Here is a 17,292-nt window from a genome sequence, read left to right as displayed (position 1 = left end):
TGCATTAACCTCTGTTATCCCCATCATAAAAGCAACCAGTGAAGAACCAACTGATCCTCTAGATCCTACCAAGTATCCATTATCTAAAGATTTTTTTACAAGTTTTTGAGCTGATAGATATAAAACTGAGAATCCATGTCCTATTATGGCTTTTAATTCACGCTCTAATCTAGCTTCAACTATTTCAGGAAGTGGATCTCCATAAATCTTATGAGCTCTTGTATAAGTCATCTCTCTAACTATATTCTCTGCATTATCTAGTTCTGGTGGATAAAATCCATCAGGTATTGGTTGTATTTTATCTATCTCATTAGAAATTTTATTTGTATTTGTTATAACTATTTCACGAGCTACATCTTCTCCTAAATAAGAAAATTCTTTTAATAATTCGTCAGTTGTTCTGAAATAAAATCCATTATCAATCGTATATTGTCTTTCATTGAAAACATTTCCACTACCATATAACAATATACTTCTTATATCTTTTTCCTCTTTCTCAAGATAATGAACATTTGAACTTCCTGTAACAAGTTTTCCATGATTTTTAGCTACCTCGTAAAGATATTTATTCATCTCTTCAATAGCTTTATATGAACTTATTCTATTTGTTCCATCTGATTCTATAAATTCATTATAATTTTCTTTTGGTAAAAGTTCCACATAATCATAAAAATCTATGGCTTTTTCTAAATCTTTAAAATTCCAATCCAAATAATTTAGAGCAAGCTCTCCGTTATTCATAAAATGTACTGTGTTACAAGCTCCTATTATAAGTCCATCTCTATATTTTTCAACTTCACTTTTTTTAACACGAGCTTTTTTATTTCCAAAGTTATCTTTATGTGCAAAGGAAACTAATTTATAAATATTTTTTAACCCTATCTGATTTTTTGCAAGAACAATTATATTTATTGTATCTTGCTTTTGGATATTTAAAGGAAAAGTTGTATTTAAATCCCCTAAAGTTTTTGCTCCATTATCCAAATATTTTTCTAAGAAAATTTTAAACATTCCTGCTGTTGCCTGAGAGTCATCAACTGCTCTATGGTGACTTTCTAAAGCTACACCAAGTTTTTTTGTAAGAGGTCCTAGTCCGTAACTTTTATATTCTGGCAATAAATCTCTTGCCATTTGTAAAGTATCTATTACTGCTGGTTCGTAATCTATACCTAATATTTTTTTACAATCTCTTCTTATGAAACTCATATCAAATTTTGCATTATGTGCAACCATAGTAGCATCTTTTGAAAATTCCATAAACTTTGGTAAGACATCTTCTATTGGACTAGCATTTTCCAACATTCCATCATTAATATTTGTAAGATTTTTTATCTTTTCAGATACTCTCATCTTAGGTTTTACAAATTCTGAGAACTTATCAATTATTCTTGTTCCCTGCATTTTAATAGCACCAATCTCTATTATCTCATGCTCATGAGAGTTAAGACCTGTTGTTTCCAAGTCAAAAACTACAAATATTTCATCTTCTATCAAAGTATCTTTCGTTTTAGTAATCATAGGCTTTTCATCATCAACCATATACATTTCACAACCTAAAATTACCTTAAAGTTTTCATCTTTTTTTGTTTGCTTATAGGCAAATGGGAAGGTATGAACAACTGAGTAATCTGTTATAGCCATACTTGTTTGTCCATAAGATTTGGCCCTTTTTATAAGATCCCCTATCTCTGTTACCCCAACCATCTCACTCATCTTACTATGAGTGTGCAACTCCACCATTTTTTCTTCTGAAATATCTTGCTTTTGAGTTCTCTCTTTTTCTATTTTATTCAAAGAGGATACTATTAAAACTTCCTCATTTTCATTAAAAGTGTCTATTTGTTTTTTTCCACTGACTTTTATAAAATCTCCCACTTTTACTTCTAAATTATCATCTGGTTTTACAAACATTTTTGTTGTTACAGAGTTTTTATTATCTGTTATCCTCATAACATACAATAGATTTCCTGTTTTTAGCTCCCTCTTCTCAAAACTAAAAACCTCTCCCTCTAAAATACAAATATCATTATCAAAAATATCTGCAAATTCATCTATTGATATTGAACTTCCTTTTATATCCTTCACTTTTTTAAATGCTACTGCATTATACTTTTTGTCATTTGAAGTATTATTTTCCTCTTTTGATATTTTAGAAACTTTTGAGTTTTCGTCATCTATTTTTTGACTTAAAGTTATAATAGTATTTTCTTTTTCTTTTTCTATCTCCTCTATCTCTTTTTCAAAATTTCCAGGAATAAAAGATATTTTAAAATCATTTATTCCATATTCTGATAAGATAGACTCTAATTTTAAATTTATTTTTGATTCATATAAAGTTTCTATTGCCATCTCATTTTTTAATTCTATAATTATATTTTTTTCCTCTATTTTTACTCTATATAAAAATAAAAAAGATTTTGAAACAGCATTTCTACTTCTTAATTTTTCAATCGCTTTTTCTATTATCTCAACTAAGATTTTTTGAGTTATCTGAAGATTTTCATACTCTATTGAAAATTCAACAGAAAGACTCTCTCCAAATTTTTTATGTAAATCTTCACATACTAAATCTAGTTCACATAAAAAAGTAGGATCTTTCAACTGGCAATTTATTTTTAATTTTTTATATAAATCCTCATATATTATTTCTTTTACCAATAAATTCTTAGCCCCTATGCTATGAAAAAAATCTGGCTTAGTTTTTACCAAAGTCTTTCTGCTCATCTTTTAACCTCTTCTTAATTTTCTCCAAAAACTCTATCTAATATAATAGCAACTGCTGCTCTTACTGATAGATGGTTATATTTTGTAGTTCCTCTGATTGGCTCTAGTATGAAATCAGACATATCCATAACCTCTTTTATTAATCCCCAACCAGTTCCAAATAAGAAAAGATATGGTCTATCATCATTAAATATTTTTTCTGAAAGTCCATTGTAGCTTATTGAGTTTGGGAAAGTGTGAGCTGATGTTGTTATTATAACAGGTTTTTGCCCCTCTCTCTCTTCTATATCTTTTATAGCTTGTTCAATAGATTCTTTTACTCTTGTATTTACAAAAGCTGATTCTCTATCTTTGTTGTATTCTCCACCTGTTCCATCTTGCCAATAACCAATTATTCTCTCTGTAAGTTGTTTTTGAGCATCTAAAGGAACTATTAAGTCATACTCCTTTATGTTGTAAGTTCTGCAACTTCTTGAAATATCGTGAATATCAAAATTTGTAACAGAAGTACAAACCACTTCTTTATTTCTATTATATACAGGATAGTGAACTAATCCTAAATAAACCTTATCTCTCACTTTGTCATCTCCTAAAAATTTTATTTATTTTCTTTTAATTCTTTTAACATCTCGTTAAAAAGTTTCTTTTCTTGCTTATCTAATTCTTTTGTTTTTAAAAGATCTGGTCTTCTTAAGTATGTTCTCTTAAGACTCTCTTTTATTCTCCACTCTCTTATTTTTTTATGATTTCCAGAAATTAAAACATCTGGTACTTTTAGCCCATTGTATTCAGCAGGTCTTGTATATTGTGGGAAATCTAAAAGTCCATTAAAAAATGAATCATTTTCATATGATGCTTTAGTTATTACTCCAGGTATTAATCTTGAAATTGCATCTACCATTACCATAGCTGGAAGTTCTCCCCCAGTTAAAACAAAATCTCCTATTGAAATTTCCATATCAACTTTTTCTTCGACAACTCTCTCATCTATTCCTTCATAATGTCCAGCTATTATTGTTATCTCTTCCTCATCCTTTAATTCAAGAGCTACTTTTTGATTAAAAGTAATCCCCTGTGGAGATGTGTAAATAACTTTTCCTTTTACTGTTTCTAATGCACGAAAAAGAGGTTCTGGTTTCATTACCATTCCCCCTTCTCCACCATAAGGAATATCATCAGCTTGTTTATGTTTGTCATAACAAAAGTCTCTGATATTTACTATATTAACTTCTATAAGATTATTTTTTATTGCTCTTCCTATAATACTTTGAGTCTTAAAACTTTGAAATAATTCTGGAAATAAAGTTAAAATATTTATTTTCAATCTTAAACCTCGTATTATTTATTTTATTTAGATTTTGACTCTAACATCCCTTCCCAAAGATCAACAGTTATCTTTCTAGCCTCAAAATCTATATCTTTTATAAAATTCTCTATATTTGGAATCATTGCTTCAGTTTCATCTGTTTCCACTACTAATATTTCATGAGCAGCTGTGTCAAAAACTTCTGTAACTTTTCCTATATTTTTTCCTTCAAGAGTTATTACTTCCATACCTAATAAATCTTGTAGCAAATATTCATCATCTTCTAATCCTAAAACCATTCTATTTACTTTTATAACTGCATTTTGAAGTAAATTTCCTTGAGTTTTATTTTCAATCTCTTCAAATTCAATAATTACTTTGTCCCCTACCAATGGAGAAACTTTTCTCACTGTAAATACATTTCTATCTCCATTTGGTTTTTCAACAAGGACTTTTTCTCCAACTAAATCTTCCTCATCACCAATATTAATATTTGCTTTTAAAGCTCCTTTTAAATGATGAGTCCCTGTAATTTTTCCAACTATAACTAATTCTTCCATAACTCACCTAATCTAAAAATTCTACATTAACATTTAATTTGTCTTTTACTCCAGCTCCCTGCATAACTCCTCTTATAGCATTTGCTGTAAGTCCATTTTTACCGATTACTCTTCCCATTTCACCTTCAGCTACATTTACTTTAAAAATAACTGTATCATCAATAACTTCGTAAGTTATTCTTATAGCTTCTTCAGTTTCAACCAATCCCTTTAAAATATATTTTAAAAGATTTTCTAATCTCTCCATAATTACCTCCTAATAAATTAAAGCTTTCCTTTCCATCTTCCTTCTTCTAAGATTTCAGCCACTACATAATTTTTTCCTAAATCTAAAATAATCTCTCTTAATTCATCTTTAAAATTACTTGTAGTTATTATTGTAAGAAGTCCCTCTTTAGCATTGGTAGTTCTAACAACTCCAAGCCCTTCATAAGCTTCTATTATTTTGTTTATAAAATCTATATCCTCTCTTCTACTTTTTACAATAAATTCATAACTTTCCATTTTAAAACCTCCTATTGTTTTTCTTCCAATAATTTAGCTAATTCAATAAACTGTTCAATAGTAAGATTTTCAGCCCTCTCATTAAAAGATATTCCAATATTTTCTAAAACATTTTGAATTTTATCCTTTCCTATACCAAGAGTAGAAAGGTTATTCACAATATTCTTTCTTTTATTTGAAAAAGCAGCTTTTACATATTTGAAAAATAAAGCTTCATTTATTTGATTTTCATATCTTTTATCTTTATAAAACTTAATAGCAATAAATCCTGAATCAATCTTTGGTACAGGAGTAAAAAATTCCTTAGGTATAGTAAAAAGATAAGAAGCTTCACCAAAATATTCAATAGCTAATGTCAATACACTTCTCTCTTTTCCTGAAGAAGCACAAACTCTCTCTCCTACCTCTTTTTGTACCATTAAATAAACTTCATTTATTTTATCTCTATGCTCTATAAGTTTATTTATAATAGGAGACGTTATATAATAAGGTATATTTGCTACAACCTTTGTATTCTCACCAATAATTTTTTCAAGATCTGCTTCTAAAATATCTCCCATATTTAAATTAAATTTTGGATTTTTATCGAATTTTTTTCTAAGAATTTTTTCTAAATCAGTATCAATCTCTACACAATTTACTTTTTTGGCCTTTTCTAAAAGAAGCTCTGTAAGAGCTCCTTCCCCTGGACCAATCTCTAAAATTTCATCATTTTCAGATACACCAGAAACTTCCATTATTTTTTCTAAAACATTTGTCTGGTCATTTAAAAAATTTTGTCCATATTTTTTCTTATGTTTAAACGACATATCATTAATCCTTTTTATCTAAAGTAAGAACACCAACGAATGGTAAATTTCTGTACTTCTCAGCATAGTCAAGTCCATATCCTATAACAAATGCATCTGGAATTTCAAATCCTGAATATTCTGCCTTTACATCTACTTTTCTTCTGCTTGGTTTATCTAATAATGTACAAACTTTTACTGAATTTGGTCTTTTTTTAGCTATAAATTCTTTTACATTGGCAATAGTAAGTCCTGTATCAACTATATCCTCTATTAAAAGAACATCTTTTCCTGTTACTTCCTCGTCAACATCTTTTAATATTTTTACAACACCTGTTGAATCTGTTCCTCCACCATAACTTGATACTTTCATAAAGTCTATTGTTAAATCTAAATCAATAGTTTTGATTAAGTCTGCCATAAATACTACTGATCCTTTTAAAAGACCTACACAAACTAAATCTTTTCCTTCATAATCTTTTGCTATTTGTTTTCCTAACTCTGCAACACGAACTGCTAACTCTTCTTTAGATATTAAAGTATCTATTTTATTACTCATACTATCCTCCTATAAATTTGCAAATTTTACACAGAATATTTTAACATTTACGCTATATTTTATCAAGAATAAATTATTTTTATTTCACTAAATATTTGGTCAAATATTTTTATTTTTTTATCTTCTTTATTGATATTTTATTTTGTTTATGGTATGATTTTATAATAAGTATGTTTTATTTTCTTGGGAGGATAGATGAAAAAAAAACTGTTAGTTGTAGTTAGTTGTACAATATCTTTACTAGCTTCAACATATTTTTTAGGATATTGGGCATTAGACACATATTTCAATAAAAATTTTTATTACACTCCAAATGTAATTGGACTAACTCCAGAGGAAGTAGAAAGTTTGACGAGCAAAAATATTATAAAAATTCAAGTTGCTGGAAAAGATTTTTCATCTTACCCAGAGGGACAAATTTTTATGCAAGAGCCTAAGGAGAAACATATAATAAAAAAAGGTAGAACCATAAAAGTTTGGGTTAGTATGGGAGAAAATTATTTTACAGTTCCTGAATTTGAAGGACAACAACTATTTTCTGTTAAAAATCTTTTAGAGGAAAAAAGAATAAAAATAAATAGAATTTCAAGAACAAATTCTCCTCTTTCTTACAACTGTATAATTACTACTAATCCAGGTAGAGGTGAAAATGTCAATATTAAAGATGGAATATCTCTTTTAGTCAGTGGTCGTTCTCAAAATAGAATCGTTAAAGTGCCCGATGTAATTGGTTATACTTTAGTGGAAGCTGAACGTCTTTTAAAAGAAAATTCAATCTTTATTGGAAAAACAGAAAAAGTAAAAATAGATGGATTGGAGCCAAATATTATTGTTGATCTTAGTGTTGGAGTTAACAGTCATATTTCTGCTGGTTCTAGTGTAAATCTTACTATTACAGAATAATTATTAGGAGATGATATTATTAAGGGAAATGTTATAAATAAAATCCAAGGATTTTACTATGTAAAAAGTGGTAATGAAGTTTATGAGTGTAAACTTAGAGGTATATTAAAAAGAAAGGATAAAAAAGATAATTGTGTGGTTGGGGATATTGTAGAGATCTCTGAAGACAATTCTATTGTAGAAGTTTATCCTAGAAAAAATATGATAAATAGACCTTTGGTTTCCAATATAGATTATTTAGTTATTCAATTTGCTGGAAAAGATCCAGATGTTGATTTAGATAGGTTAAATACTTTGATACTTAATAGCATTTACTATAAAATAGATCCTATTGTAATAATTAATAAGATAGATCTTTTGACTGAAGAGGAGATCTCTTCTTTAAAAGAAAAATTAAGTTATTTAGAAAAAATTGATATTCCATTATTTTTTGTTTCAACTTATAAAGATATTGGAGTACAGGATGTTATAAATTTTATAACTGGAAAAACTGTGGCATTTGGAGGACCAAGTGGGGTTGGAAAATCTAGTATTTTAAATCTCCTTCAAAATGAAGAAAAATTAGTTGTCGGTGAAACTAGTAAAAGATTAAGAGCTGGTAAACATACTACTAGAGATTCTAAATTTATCCCTTCAATCTGTGGAGGATATGTTATTGATACTCCTGGATTTTCTTCTATTGAACTTCCTCCTATAAAAGATTTTGCTGAATTAATCTCCCTTTTTAAAGAGTTTTATATAAACGAGGGAGAACATTGTAAATTTTTAAATTGTCATCATATCAGTGAACCTGGTTGTTTAATAAAAGATTTAGTAGAAAAAGAAAAAATTTCTAAAATAAGATATGACTTTTATAAAAAAGTCTATGAAAAACTAAAAATTGAAAGGTGGAATAATTATGAAAAATATTAAAATAGCTCCTTCTATTTTGTCAGCAGACTTTAGTAGATTGGGGGAAGAAGTAGTTAGTATAGACAAAGCTGGAGCTGACTGGGTACATATTGATGTTATGGACGGAATGTTTGTTCCTAATATAACTTTTGGACCTCCTGTTATTAAAGCTATCAGAAAAAAAACTGATCTAGTTTTTGATGTACACTTAATGATAAATAATCCAGAAAGATATATCGAAGATTTTGTAAAAGCTGGAGCTGATCTAATAGTAGTTCATGCAGAATCAACTATCCATCTTCACAGAGTTATACAACAAATAAAATCTTATGGAGTAAAAGCTGGAGTTTCTTTAAATCCTTCTACTTCACATGAAGCTTTAAGATATATAATTGATGATCTAGATTTAGTCCTTGTTATGAGTGTTAACCCTGGATTTGGTGGACAATCATTTATTGAAAGCTCTGTTGAAAAAATAAAAGAGATTAGAAAAATGAACGCTAATGTTGATATTGAAGTAGATGGTGGAATAAATGATAAAACTATAACTAAATGTATCGAAGCTGGTGCTAACGTATTTGTAGCAGGTTCTTATGTATTTGGTGGAGATTATAAAGAAAGAATTGCTAGCCTTAAAAAGGAGGACTAAATGGCAAAATATGTTGATGAATTAAACGATGTCTTTGAAAAATTTTATAAATTATTTTATGAATCAGAAGATATGGCTTTAAAAAATGGAATAAAATGTTTAACACATACAGAATTACATATTATTGAAGCTATTGGTGAAGATTCTCTTACTATGAATGAGTTATCAGATAGACTTGATATCACTATGGGAACTGCTACTGTTGCCATTACAAAACTTGGAGAGAAAGGATTTGTTTCAAGAGTTCGTTCTAATGCTGATAGAAGAAAAGTTTATGTTTCTCTTTCTAAAAAAGGGATACAAGCACTAGATTATCATAATAATTATCATAAAATGATAACTTTATCTATAACTGAAAAACTTACTGAAGAGGAAGTTGAAACATTCTTAAAAACTTTTAATAAACTTTTAGCAAATTTAAGAAATAAAACTGAGTTTTTAAAACCACTTCCTATAACTGAATTCCCTGTAAATAGTCGTGTGTCTGTTGCTGAAATCAAAGGTACACCTATTATCCAAGATTATTTCTTAGATAGAGGTATTGCTCATTACAGCACTATCGAGGTTTTACCAGGAAAAGATTCTAATAATGTAGCTCTTAAGAAAGAGGACGGAACTATCTTAGAGGTAAATGTATTAGATGCTAAAAATATAATTGTTGTTAAGGCTGAGGATTAATGTTTTATTTAGATGGAGTTTCCTTATCTAAAATAAAAATAGAGATAGAAGAAAATTTATTAAACAAAAAAGTTGGGAAGATTTTTCAAAATTCTTCCCTTTCTTTAACACTTCATTTTGGAAAAAAACCTCTATTTTTTTCTTGCAATCCGTCAATGCCACTTTGTTATATAAATGAAGATAAGGAAGAAAATCTTTTAGAAGAAAGTTCTCATTTTCTTTTGATGGTAAGGAAATATATTGTAAATTCTGCCCTTGTTAAAATCGATCAACTTGGACTGGATAGAATTTTAAGATTTTCTTTTTCAAAAATAAATGAACTTGGACAAGTTCAAAATAATTTTATTTATTTTGAAATAATGGGAAAATATTCTAATATAATCTTAACTGATGGTTCAAATAAAATTATTTCAGTTTTAAAGAAAAAATCTATTGAGGATAATTCTCTTCGTACTTTATTCAATGGGGAAGAGTATACTCAACCTGTTGTTACTAAAAAATTAAATCCTTTTGAAATAAAAAAAGATGATTTTGATACTATTTTAATTAATGATGGTATCATTGATTCCCTTGAAGGAATAGGAAAATTATTAAAAAATGAAATAAATTCTTTCGAAGATTTACAAGAAATTTTAAGTGAAAAAATCTCTCCAAAAATTTATTTCAAAGATAAAACTCCTATTCTTGCTACTGTTTTAAGAATAAAACCAAAAGAGTATGATTCTTTATCTGAATTTAATAGTTTTGGAGAAATGATAAATACTTATATAAAGTTAAAATCTCTTTCAAATACTTTTAATCTTTTAAAGATTCAACTTACTGGAACAGTTGAAAAAGAGATAAAAAAATCTGAAAAAATTATAAAAAATATAAAAAAAGATATTGAAATAATGAAGGATTATAATAAATTTAAAGAACTAGGAGATGTTTTAGCCTCTGTTTTATACAATATAAAAAGAGGAGATAAGATTGTTAATGCCTATGACTTTTATAATAATTGTTATATAGATATAAGTCTTGATCCTTTACTTTCTCCTCAATCAAATCTTGAAAAGATATATAAAAAATCTTCAAAGATGAAAAGAGGACTTGAAATATCTAAAAAAAGATTGGAAGAATTTGAAAATAAAATTTTCTATTTAGATAGTGTCCTATCTTTCATTGAAAAAAGTAAAACAACTGATGAGTTAAAAAATATAGAAAATGAACTTATTGAAGAGAAATATATAAAAAGAAAAAATACTAAAAAAGGTAAGAAAAAGATTGTTGAACTTCCTTATGGAACTATTGAAATAAATGGAAAGACTATTTATTTTGGTAGAAACAACAAAGAAAATGATTACTTAACTTTTAAATTTGCTAGAAAAGAAGATATATGGTTCCATATAAAAGATCTTCCAGGTTCTCACTTTATTGTAAAAAAAGATGACTTCGAAGACAGTCCAGAGTTTATAGAAAAAATAGCTACTCTTTCAGCATATTATTCTAAAGCTCACGCAAAGGAAAAAGTTACTGTCGATTACACTCAAAAGAAAAATTTAAATAAACCTAAGGGAGCACCTCTTGGTTTTGTAACTTATAATATTTTTAATTCAATAATAGTTATTACACCTGAAGAAATTTAAAAAGGAAGGGATAACAATGTTTAATAAAATAGATTTTGAAACTTGGGAAAGAAAAGAGCACTTTAATTATTATACTAATCTTGTAAAAACAAATTATAGTCTGACTGCTGAATTAGATATAACTTTACTTTTAGAGAAAATCAAAGAAAAAAATCTAAAATTTTTTCCGACTATGCTTTTCTGTATTATAAAAGGGGTTAATCAAAATAAAGAGTTTAGAACGGACTATGATAATGAGGGAAATCTTGGTTATTGGGATTATGTGGTTCCCTCTTATACAATATTTCATAGAGATGATAAAACTTTTTCAGATATTTGGAGTGAATATGATGAAAATTTTAAAATCTTTTATAAAAATGTAATTGAAGATATTGAAAAATATAAAGATGTAAAAGGAATTAAAGCTAAGTCAGGAAGAGGAAAAAATTTCTGCCCTATCTCTTGTTTACCTTGGTTAAGTTTTACAAGTTGTGCTGATGATACCTATACTGAATCTAAAATGTTGTTTCCTGTTATCACCTTTGGAAAATATTTTGAAAAACATAAAAAAACTTTTGTCCCAATCTCTATATTTATAAATCATGCTGTTGCTGATGGATATCATACTTGTAAATTAATCAATGATATTCAAGAAATTATTAATAAGATTGAAACTTGGATAGAAAAATAAAAATTTTTCTTGACAAAAGAGAAAGTATTTTATACAATGTACAAAATAAAATTTATGGAGGAATTGAAATGATGCTATCAAGGAAAAGACAACTAAATATAAATTTAAAATGTTTATTTTGTCTTTTTATAAATTAAGATAGTATAAATTTCTTTTTGTTGTACAAAAATAAAATTTAAACCAGTTTTAGTTTAAAAAAGACTAGACTGGTTTTTTTTATACAATTTTTTCAAGGGGGATGAAAAATAATGGAGATTTTAAAAAATTTAGAAGAAAAATTTAATTTAATATTTGAGGATTTAAAAAATTTAAATGAATATATTTATGCTAATCCTGAATTAGGGAGAAAAGAGTTTAAAGCTTGTAAAGCTCATAAAGATATTTTGAAAAAATATGGATTTGAAGTGGAAGATAATTATATTGGAATTGAAACTGCTTATCTTGCAAAGTATAGTTCTAAAAAATTTGGTCCAAAAATAGGTTACCTTGCCGAGTATGATGCCTTACCTGAGATTGGACACGGCTGTGGACATAATATTCTAGGAACTACTAGTATTGGAGCTGGTATTCTTTTAAAAGAATTTGTAGATGAGTTTGGTGGAGAGGTTCTTGTCTATGGAACTCCTGCTGAAGAAACTTTTGGAGCTAAAGTTGATATGGCTGATGCTGGATGTTTTGATTCTTTAGATGTGGCTATGCTTTCTCATCCAACTGGAAAAAATCACGAAAGAAGCAGTACCACTCAAGCTATGGAAGCTCTTCAATTTACTTTTAAGGGTAAAACAGCTCATGCTGCTGGAGATCCGTATAATGGAATCAATGCTTTGGATGCTGTCATTCAATTATTTAATAGTATTAATGCTTTAAGACAACAGATTAAAGATACCTCTAGAATACATGGAATAATTTCTAACGGTGGACAGGCTGCAAATATTATTCCTGATTTAGCAGTTGCTAACTTTTATGTGAGAGAAGCAACTACTAAAGAGATGCTTAAATTAAGTGAAAAAGTAAAAAATTGTGCTAAAGGAGCAGCTCTTGCCACTGGTACAACTTTAGAAGTAGAAAATTATGAATATACTTTTAAACATCTTGTTACAAATGAAAAACTATCAGAAATTTATACTAAAAACTTAGAAGTTCAAGGAATAAAAAATATTCCATTAGCTAGTCCTACTGGATCAAGTGATTGTGGAGATGTAAGTCATCACTGTCCAACTATCCATACTTATTTTCCAATATCTGAAGATGAATTAATAGGACATAGTATTGAATTTGCAAAATCCTCTATTTCCAAAAAAGCTTATGAGGGAATGAAAGAAGCTATATTTGCCCTTGTGATGACTGGAAAAAATATTTTAGAGGACAAATCTCTTTTAGAAGAAATAAAAAAAGAATTTAATGAAATGAAAAAAACTTTAATATAAAAATTTTAAGGAGGAAATTATGAAAAAATTATTAGTTTTACTTTTATCAATGGTTTTATTTGTTTCTAGTTTTGGAGCTAAGAAACTTTATGTGGGAACAAATGCTGAATTTAAACCTTATGAGTATTTAGAGGGGGACAAAATCGTAGGGTTTGATATTGAACTTATGGAAGCTATTGCTGAAGAATTAGGTTACACTGTTAAATGGAATAATATGAGCTTTGATGGACTTTTACCTGCTTTACAAATGGGTAAAATAGATGCTGTTATTGCTGGAATGGGACCTACTGAAGAAAGATTAAAAGCAGTTGATTTCTCTAAACCTTATTTAAATTTCCAAACTGGAGATGCTGTTGTTGTAAATGAAAATGAAACTGTTATTGTCAAAAAAGAAAATCTAGATGGAAAAACTGTTGGGGTTCAACTAGGAACTAAACAAGAAGAAGTTTCTAAAAAACTTGGTGCTAACATAGTTCGTTATGATTCTTTTACTGGAGCTTTAATGGCTTTAAAACAAAATAAAATAAATGCTGTTGTTGTGGATGCTCAAGTTGCTGAAAATTATTTAAAAAATATCAAAGGAGTTAAAGTAACTGATACTATTTTCAATGATACTCCGGGAGAATCAATAGCTGTTAAAAAAGGAAATAAAAAATTAGCTGATGATATTAATAAAGCCTTTGATGCTATTGTTGCAAATGGAACTTATGAAAAAATATTAGTTAAATATTTCCCAGAAAAAAAATTAAATAAATAATTCTAATTTATAAAAAATTGAGGCAAAATTTACTTCCTTTTAGAATTTTAATTCTGCCTCAATTTTTATTTTTTTAGATAAATTTTTTATAAAATTCTTTAAGTTGATTTACACTTTCTATATCTTTACTTAAATCTTTTTTCTCTGATGCTGAAATATATTTTTCCCCAACTAATTTCCAATTTAAATATTCTGCTATACATTCAAATTGTTTTCCTATTATTTCATACTCTGGATCATCTAAAGTAGCTCCACCAATCGCAATAACTCCTATTTTTTTAGATTTTATTGTTAAGAAAGGACCTTTCATATAAATTCTATCAATAGCTGTCTTTAATTGAGAAGATATTCCCCACCAATAAACTGGTGATGCAAAAATAACTACATCAGCATCTAATACTTTTCCAGCTATCATTATTCCATCATCTTTAGTTATACAACTTCCATCCTCTGTAGTTCTACAATAATCACAACCCTTACATCCAGCTATCTCATACTCTCTTACATTTAACACTTCCACTTCATCTTTGGTATTTAACTTAAATCCCTCTTCAACTGCTTTTAAAGCTGTTTCAGTATTTCCTCCTACTCTTGGACTTCCATTTAATAATAAAACTTTCATATCTTCCTCCTTTGAAACGTTAGTTTATCTACCCTTTTAATTATTAAACATACTTGAATAAAGTTTGTAATAGATTCCTTTTGCTTCTAAAAGTTCTTGGTGATTTCCTTTCTCTTTTATATTCCCATCTTGAATAACAAAAATTTCATCAGCATTTTTTATTGTTGATAATCTATGAGCTACAACTAAAGTTGTTCTTCCCTTTGAAAGTTCTTCCAATTCTTTTTGAATAAAAATCTCAGTTGTATTATCTAAAGCACTTGTTGCCTCATCTAAAATTAAAATAGTCGGATTTTTTAGGAAAACTCTTGCAATGGATAATCTTTGTTTCTGTCCTCCAGAAAGTTTTACCCCTCTCTCTCCTATCTCTGTATCATATCCATTTTCTAAACTCATAATATAATCGTGAATATTTGCTTTTTTGGCCGCTTCAAATATCTCTTCATCACTTGCATCTGGTTTTCCGTATAAAATATTTTCTTTTATACTTCCACCAAAAAGATAAACATCTTGCTGAACTATTCCAATATTATTTCTTAAAGACTCCAAAGTAATATCATCTATATTAATTCCGTCTATTTTTATCTCTCCTGATGAAATTTTATAGAAATTTGGTATTAAGTGACATATTGTAGTTTTTCCCTCTCCACTTGGTCCCACAAGAGCTACTTTCTTTCCAGCTGGTATTTTAAAAGATATATCTTTTAAAATTTGCTTCTCTTTAACATATGAGAAACTTACATTATTAAATTCTATTTCCCCTTTTATATTAGCTATATTTTTTGCATTCTTAGAATCCTCTTCTGGATTTTCATCTATGATTTCTAAAAATCTTTTAAATCCTGTAACTCCATTTTGATATTGTTCTGTAAAATCTATCACTTTTGTAAGCGGATTTATAAATAGATTAACTGAAATAATAAAAGCTGCATAGTCCCCTGCATTTATCTTATTTTTAAATAAAAATATTCCGCCAGCTATAAGAACTATAACATTAAAAACATCAGTTATAAAAGTTGTAGATGAGAAAAATTGTCCCATAGCTTTGTACGCTTTTCTTCTTGATTCTACAAAAGCATTATTTCCAATATCAAATTTTCCCTCTTCAATTTTTGAATTATTAAAAGCTTTTGTTACTCTTATCCCTGAAATACTACTTTCTAAAGAGGCATTTATTACAGCTATATTTTTTCTACTTTCCATAAATGCTTCTCTCATTCTATTTTTAAAAGTAGCTGAAACAATTATCATTACTGGAACACAAGCAAATATAATTAAAGTTAAACTTTTCTCTATTGTCATCAGATAAATAAAAGATCCTACTATCATTATTCCAAAAATAAAAAAGTTTTCTGGAGCATGATGAGCCAACTCACTCATATCCATTAAATCATTTGTCATTCTTGACATAATTTTTCCTGTTTCGTGGTTATCATAATAGGAATAAGGTAGAGATTGTATTTTTTTAAACATCTCTTTTCTCATCTGAGCTTGCATTTTTACACCCATAATATGCCCATAATATTGAACGAAATATCTTAATAACATTCTTACAACATATGTAATAAAAAGTATTCCCCCTAAAATATATATCATATCATAATTTTTTTCTGGAATAAATTTATTAAGCATTATCCTTGTTGAAATAGGATAAAACATCCCTAAACATGCTATTAAAAATGAAGCCAACATATCTAATGTAAATATTTTTTTATGTGGTTTATAATAACTTATAAATCTTTTTATCATTTCTTCCTCCCAAATTTTTAATCTTTATATTATACCACATTTTATCAATTTTATTAAATTTTTATTTTCTATTTAGTTTAATATTCTATAATAAAAAAAGCTAAAGACCACTCTCTTTAGCAATTTTTATTGTATATTAAATTATTTTATCATAGTAAACTTTATTATTTTGATCTTTTATTATCAATTTTATTTTTTTATTTAAAAGTTTTTCAGGAATAGGAATCCCTGCTGATATTTTTACTTTTCCCTCTCTTGAAGACATTCCTATTTTTCCTTTATTATTTTCATTTAAACCTACTGAAACTAACTCATAAAATAGTTTTAATGATGAATTTCCTTTTGATTCTACTAAAATATCAACTGAAATACTTTTCTTCATTCTTTTAACATCTAATTTTTCAATATTTGCCTCTACTATCTGATCTCCCTTATAACCATAAACTGGTATTCCAATCTCTGTTAATACACTTACATTGGCTCCACTCATTCTCTTTACTGTTTTTATCTCACTTTTTAAGTCATATGGAACTTCTTTAAAAGTTATATAACTTTTATACTCACCATTTGAATATTCGGAATTTGGTTTAACTCTAAATCTAACTGTCTGTCTTGCTCCTGGTTTTACAAATATTTTTTTAGGGAAAATTACTATGTCTTCATTTAGATTATAATTTTCACCAAATTTTTTATCAGATTCTACATAGGCCTCTAATCTCATAGGTTCTGTTGTATTATTTATAATATAAACCTCATTTGTTGTAATTTTTCCTAATTCTACCTCAAATCTAGTTGGAACTACAGAAAAATTTAAAGAGTAACTTACCAATGAAATTATTACAAAGTTTATTAAAATAATTATCTTTTTCATATTTTCTCC

Annotated in this window: 19 protein-coding genes; 8 read left to right on the top strand and 11 right to left on the bottom strand. The window is 27.6% G+C overall.

Features of this window, described 5'->3' with window-relative positions:
* From Q1J48_RS00260 to hpt, 8 genes are all read right to left on the bottom strand, one after another.
* Positions 1–2,724 (bottom strand): exonuclease domain-containing protein (locus Q1J48_RS00260; RefSeq protein ID WP_300360534.1); only part of this gene is annotated, 2,724 nt, incomplete at its 3' end.
* A 14-nt stretch (positions 2,725–2,738) separates the two neighbouring features.
* A complete protein-coding gene (locus Q1J48_RS00255) occupies positions 2,739–3,302 on the bottom strand; it encodes an RNA methyltransferase (RefSeq protein ID WP_300360532.1) in 564 nt (187 codons plus the stop codon).
* A gap of 20 nt (positions 3,303–3,322) precedes the next feature.
* Entirely contained in the window at positions 3,323–4,048 is a 726-nt protein-coding gene (trmD, locus tag Q1J48_RS00250; protein ID WP_300328708.1) for a tRNA (guanosine(37)-N1)-methyltransferase TrmD, read from the bottom strand.
* A gap of 23 nt (positions 4,049–4,071) precedes the next feature.
* Complete coding sequence (gene rimM / locus Q1J48_RS00245; RefSeq protein ID WP_300328705.1) at positions 4,072–4,590, bottom strand: ribosome maturation factor RimM; 519 nt, start codon at positions 4,588–4,590, stop codon at positions 4,072–4,074.
* Positions 4,591–4,597: 7 nt separating this feature from the next.
* Complete coding sequence (locus Q1J48_RS00240) at positions 4,598–4,837, bottom strand: KH domain-containing protein (protein WP_177160492.1); 240 nt, start codon at positions 4,835–4,837, stop codon at positions 4,598–4,600.
* A 17-nt stretch (positions 4,838–4,854) separates the two neighbouring features.
* Positions 4,855–5,094: a DUF4911 domain-containing protein gene (locus Q1J48_RS00235; protein ID WP_300328700.1), complete on the bottom strand. Its 240-nt coding sequence runs from the start codon at positions 5,092–5,094 to the stop codon at positions 4,855–4,857.
* 11 nt (positions 5,095–5,105) lie between these two features.
* Positions 5,106–5,903, bottom strand: a complete 798-nt coding sequence (rsmA, locus tag Q1J48_RS00230) for a 16S rRNA (adenine(1518)-N(6)/adenine(1519)-N(6))-dimethyltransferase RsmA (protein WP_300328697.1) — start codon at positions 5,901–5,903, stop codon at positions 5,106–5,108.
* 4 nt (positions 5,904–5,907) lie between these two features.
* On the bottom strand, positions 5,908–6,441 hold the full coding sequence (gene hpt, locus Q1J48_RS00225; RefSeq protein ID WP_300328694.1) for a hypoxanthine phosphoribosyltransferase: 534 nt from the start codon (positions 6,439–6,441) through the stop codon (positions 5,908–5,910).
* Positions 6,442–6,636: 195 nt separating this feature from the next.
* On the opposite strand from hpt, the gene Q1J48_RS00220 reads away from it, so the two are divergent.
* The 8 genes from Q1J48_RS00220 to Q1J48_RS00185 all read left to right on the top strand — a co-directional run bounded on the left by Q1J48_RS00220 (position 6,637) and on the right by Q1J48_RS00185 (position 14,041).
* Positions 6,637–7,344, top strand: a complete 708-nt coding sequence (locus Q1J48_RS00220; RefSeq protein WP_300360530.1) for a PASTA domain-containing protein — start codon at positions 6,637–6,639, stop codon at positions 7,342–7,344.
* Between the two features lie 33 nt (positions 7,345–7,377).
* Entirely contained in the window at positions 7,378–8,256 is an 879-nt protein-coding gene (gene rsgA / locus Q1J48_RS00215; protein WP_300360536.1) for a ribosome small subunit-dependent GTPase A, read from the top strand.
* Positions 8,240–8,884, top strand: coding sequence for a ribulose-phosphate 3-epimerase (gene rpe / locus Q1J48_RS00210; RefSeq protein WP_300328727.1), 645 nt, complete (start codon positions 8,240–8,242; stop codon positions 8,882–8,884). The genes rsgA and rpe overlap by 17 nt, the downstream gene beginning before the upstream one ends.
* Positions 8,885–9,562: a MarR family winged helix-turn-helix transcriptional regulator gene (locus Q1J48_RS00205; protein WP_300328689.1), complete on the top strand. Its 678-nt coding sequence runs from the start codon at positions 8,885–8,887 to the stop codon at positions 9,560–9,562.
* Positions 9,562–11,187: an Rqc2 family fibronectin-binding protein gene (locus Q1J48_RS00200; RefSeq protein ID WP_300360529.1), complete on the top strand. Its 1,626-nt coding sequence runs from the start codon at positions 9,562–9,564 to the stop codon at positions 11,185–11,187. The genes Q1J48_RS00205 and Q1J48_RS00200 overlap by 1 nt, the downstream gene beginning before the upstream one ends.
* Positions 11,188–11,203: 16 nt before the next feature.
* On the top strand, positions 11,204–11,857 hold the full coding sequence (locus Q1J48_RS00195) for a chloramphenicol acetyltransferase (protein ID WP_300360528.1): 654 nt from the start codon (positions 11,204–11,206) through the stop codon (positions 11,855–11,857).
* 248 nt (positions 11,858–12,105) lie between these two features.
* A complete protein-coding gene (locus Q1J48_RS00190) occupies positions 12,106–13,284 on the top strand; it encodes a M20 family metallopeptidase (RefSeq protein WP_300360527.1) in 1,179 nt (392 codons plus the stop codon).
* Positions 13,285–13,303: 19 nt separating this feature from the next.
* Positions 13,304–14,041 carry a basic amino acid ABC transporter substrate-binding protein gene (locus Q1J48_RS00185; protein WP_300360525.1) on the top strand — a complete coding sequence of 246 codons (738 nt, stop codon included), beginning with the start codon at positions 13,304–13,306 and terminating at the stop codon, positions 14,039–14,041.
* 73 nt (positions 14,042–14,114) lie between these two features.
* Here Q1J48_RS00185 and Q1J48_RS00180 read toward each other — a convergent pair whose 3' ends face one another.
* The 3 genes from Q1J48_RS00180 to Q1J48_RS00170 form a co-directional block, all read right to left on the bottom strand.
* On the bottom strand, positions 14,115–14,663 hold the full coding sequence (locus tag Q1J48_RS00180) for a flavodoxin family protein (RefSeq protein ID WP_300328676.1): 549 nt from the start codon (positions 14,661–14,663) through the stop codon (positions 14,115–14,117).
* Positions 14,664–14,699: 36 nt separating this feature from the next.
* Positions 14,700–16,412, bottom strand: coding sequence for an ABC transporter ATP-binding protein (locus Q1J48_RS00175; protein ID WP_300360523.1), 1,713 nt, complete (start codon positions 16,410–16,412; stop codon positions 14,700–14,702).
* A gap of 136 nt (positions 16,413–16,548) precedes the next feature.
* Positions 16,549–17,283, bottom strand: a complete 735-nt coding sequence (locus Q1J48_RS00170; protein WP_300360521.1) for a fimbria/pilus periplasmic chaperone — start codon at positions 17,281–17,283, stop codon at positions 16,549–16,551.
* Between the last annotated feature and the right edge of the window lie 9 nt (positions 17,284–17,292).

Origin of the sequence: Fusobacterium sp. (assembly GCF_029258315.1) — a bacterium.
In the GTDB taxonomy this organism is placed as follows: Bacteria; Fusobacteriota; Fusobacteriia; order Fusobacteriales; family Fusobacteriaceae; genus Fusobacterium_B.
Note: the sequence above shows the minus strand (reverse complement) of the source record. Positions and strands in the feature narration are given on the sequence as shown.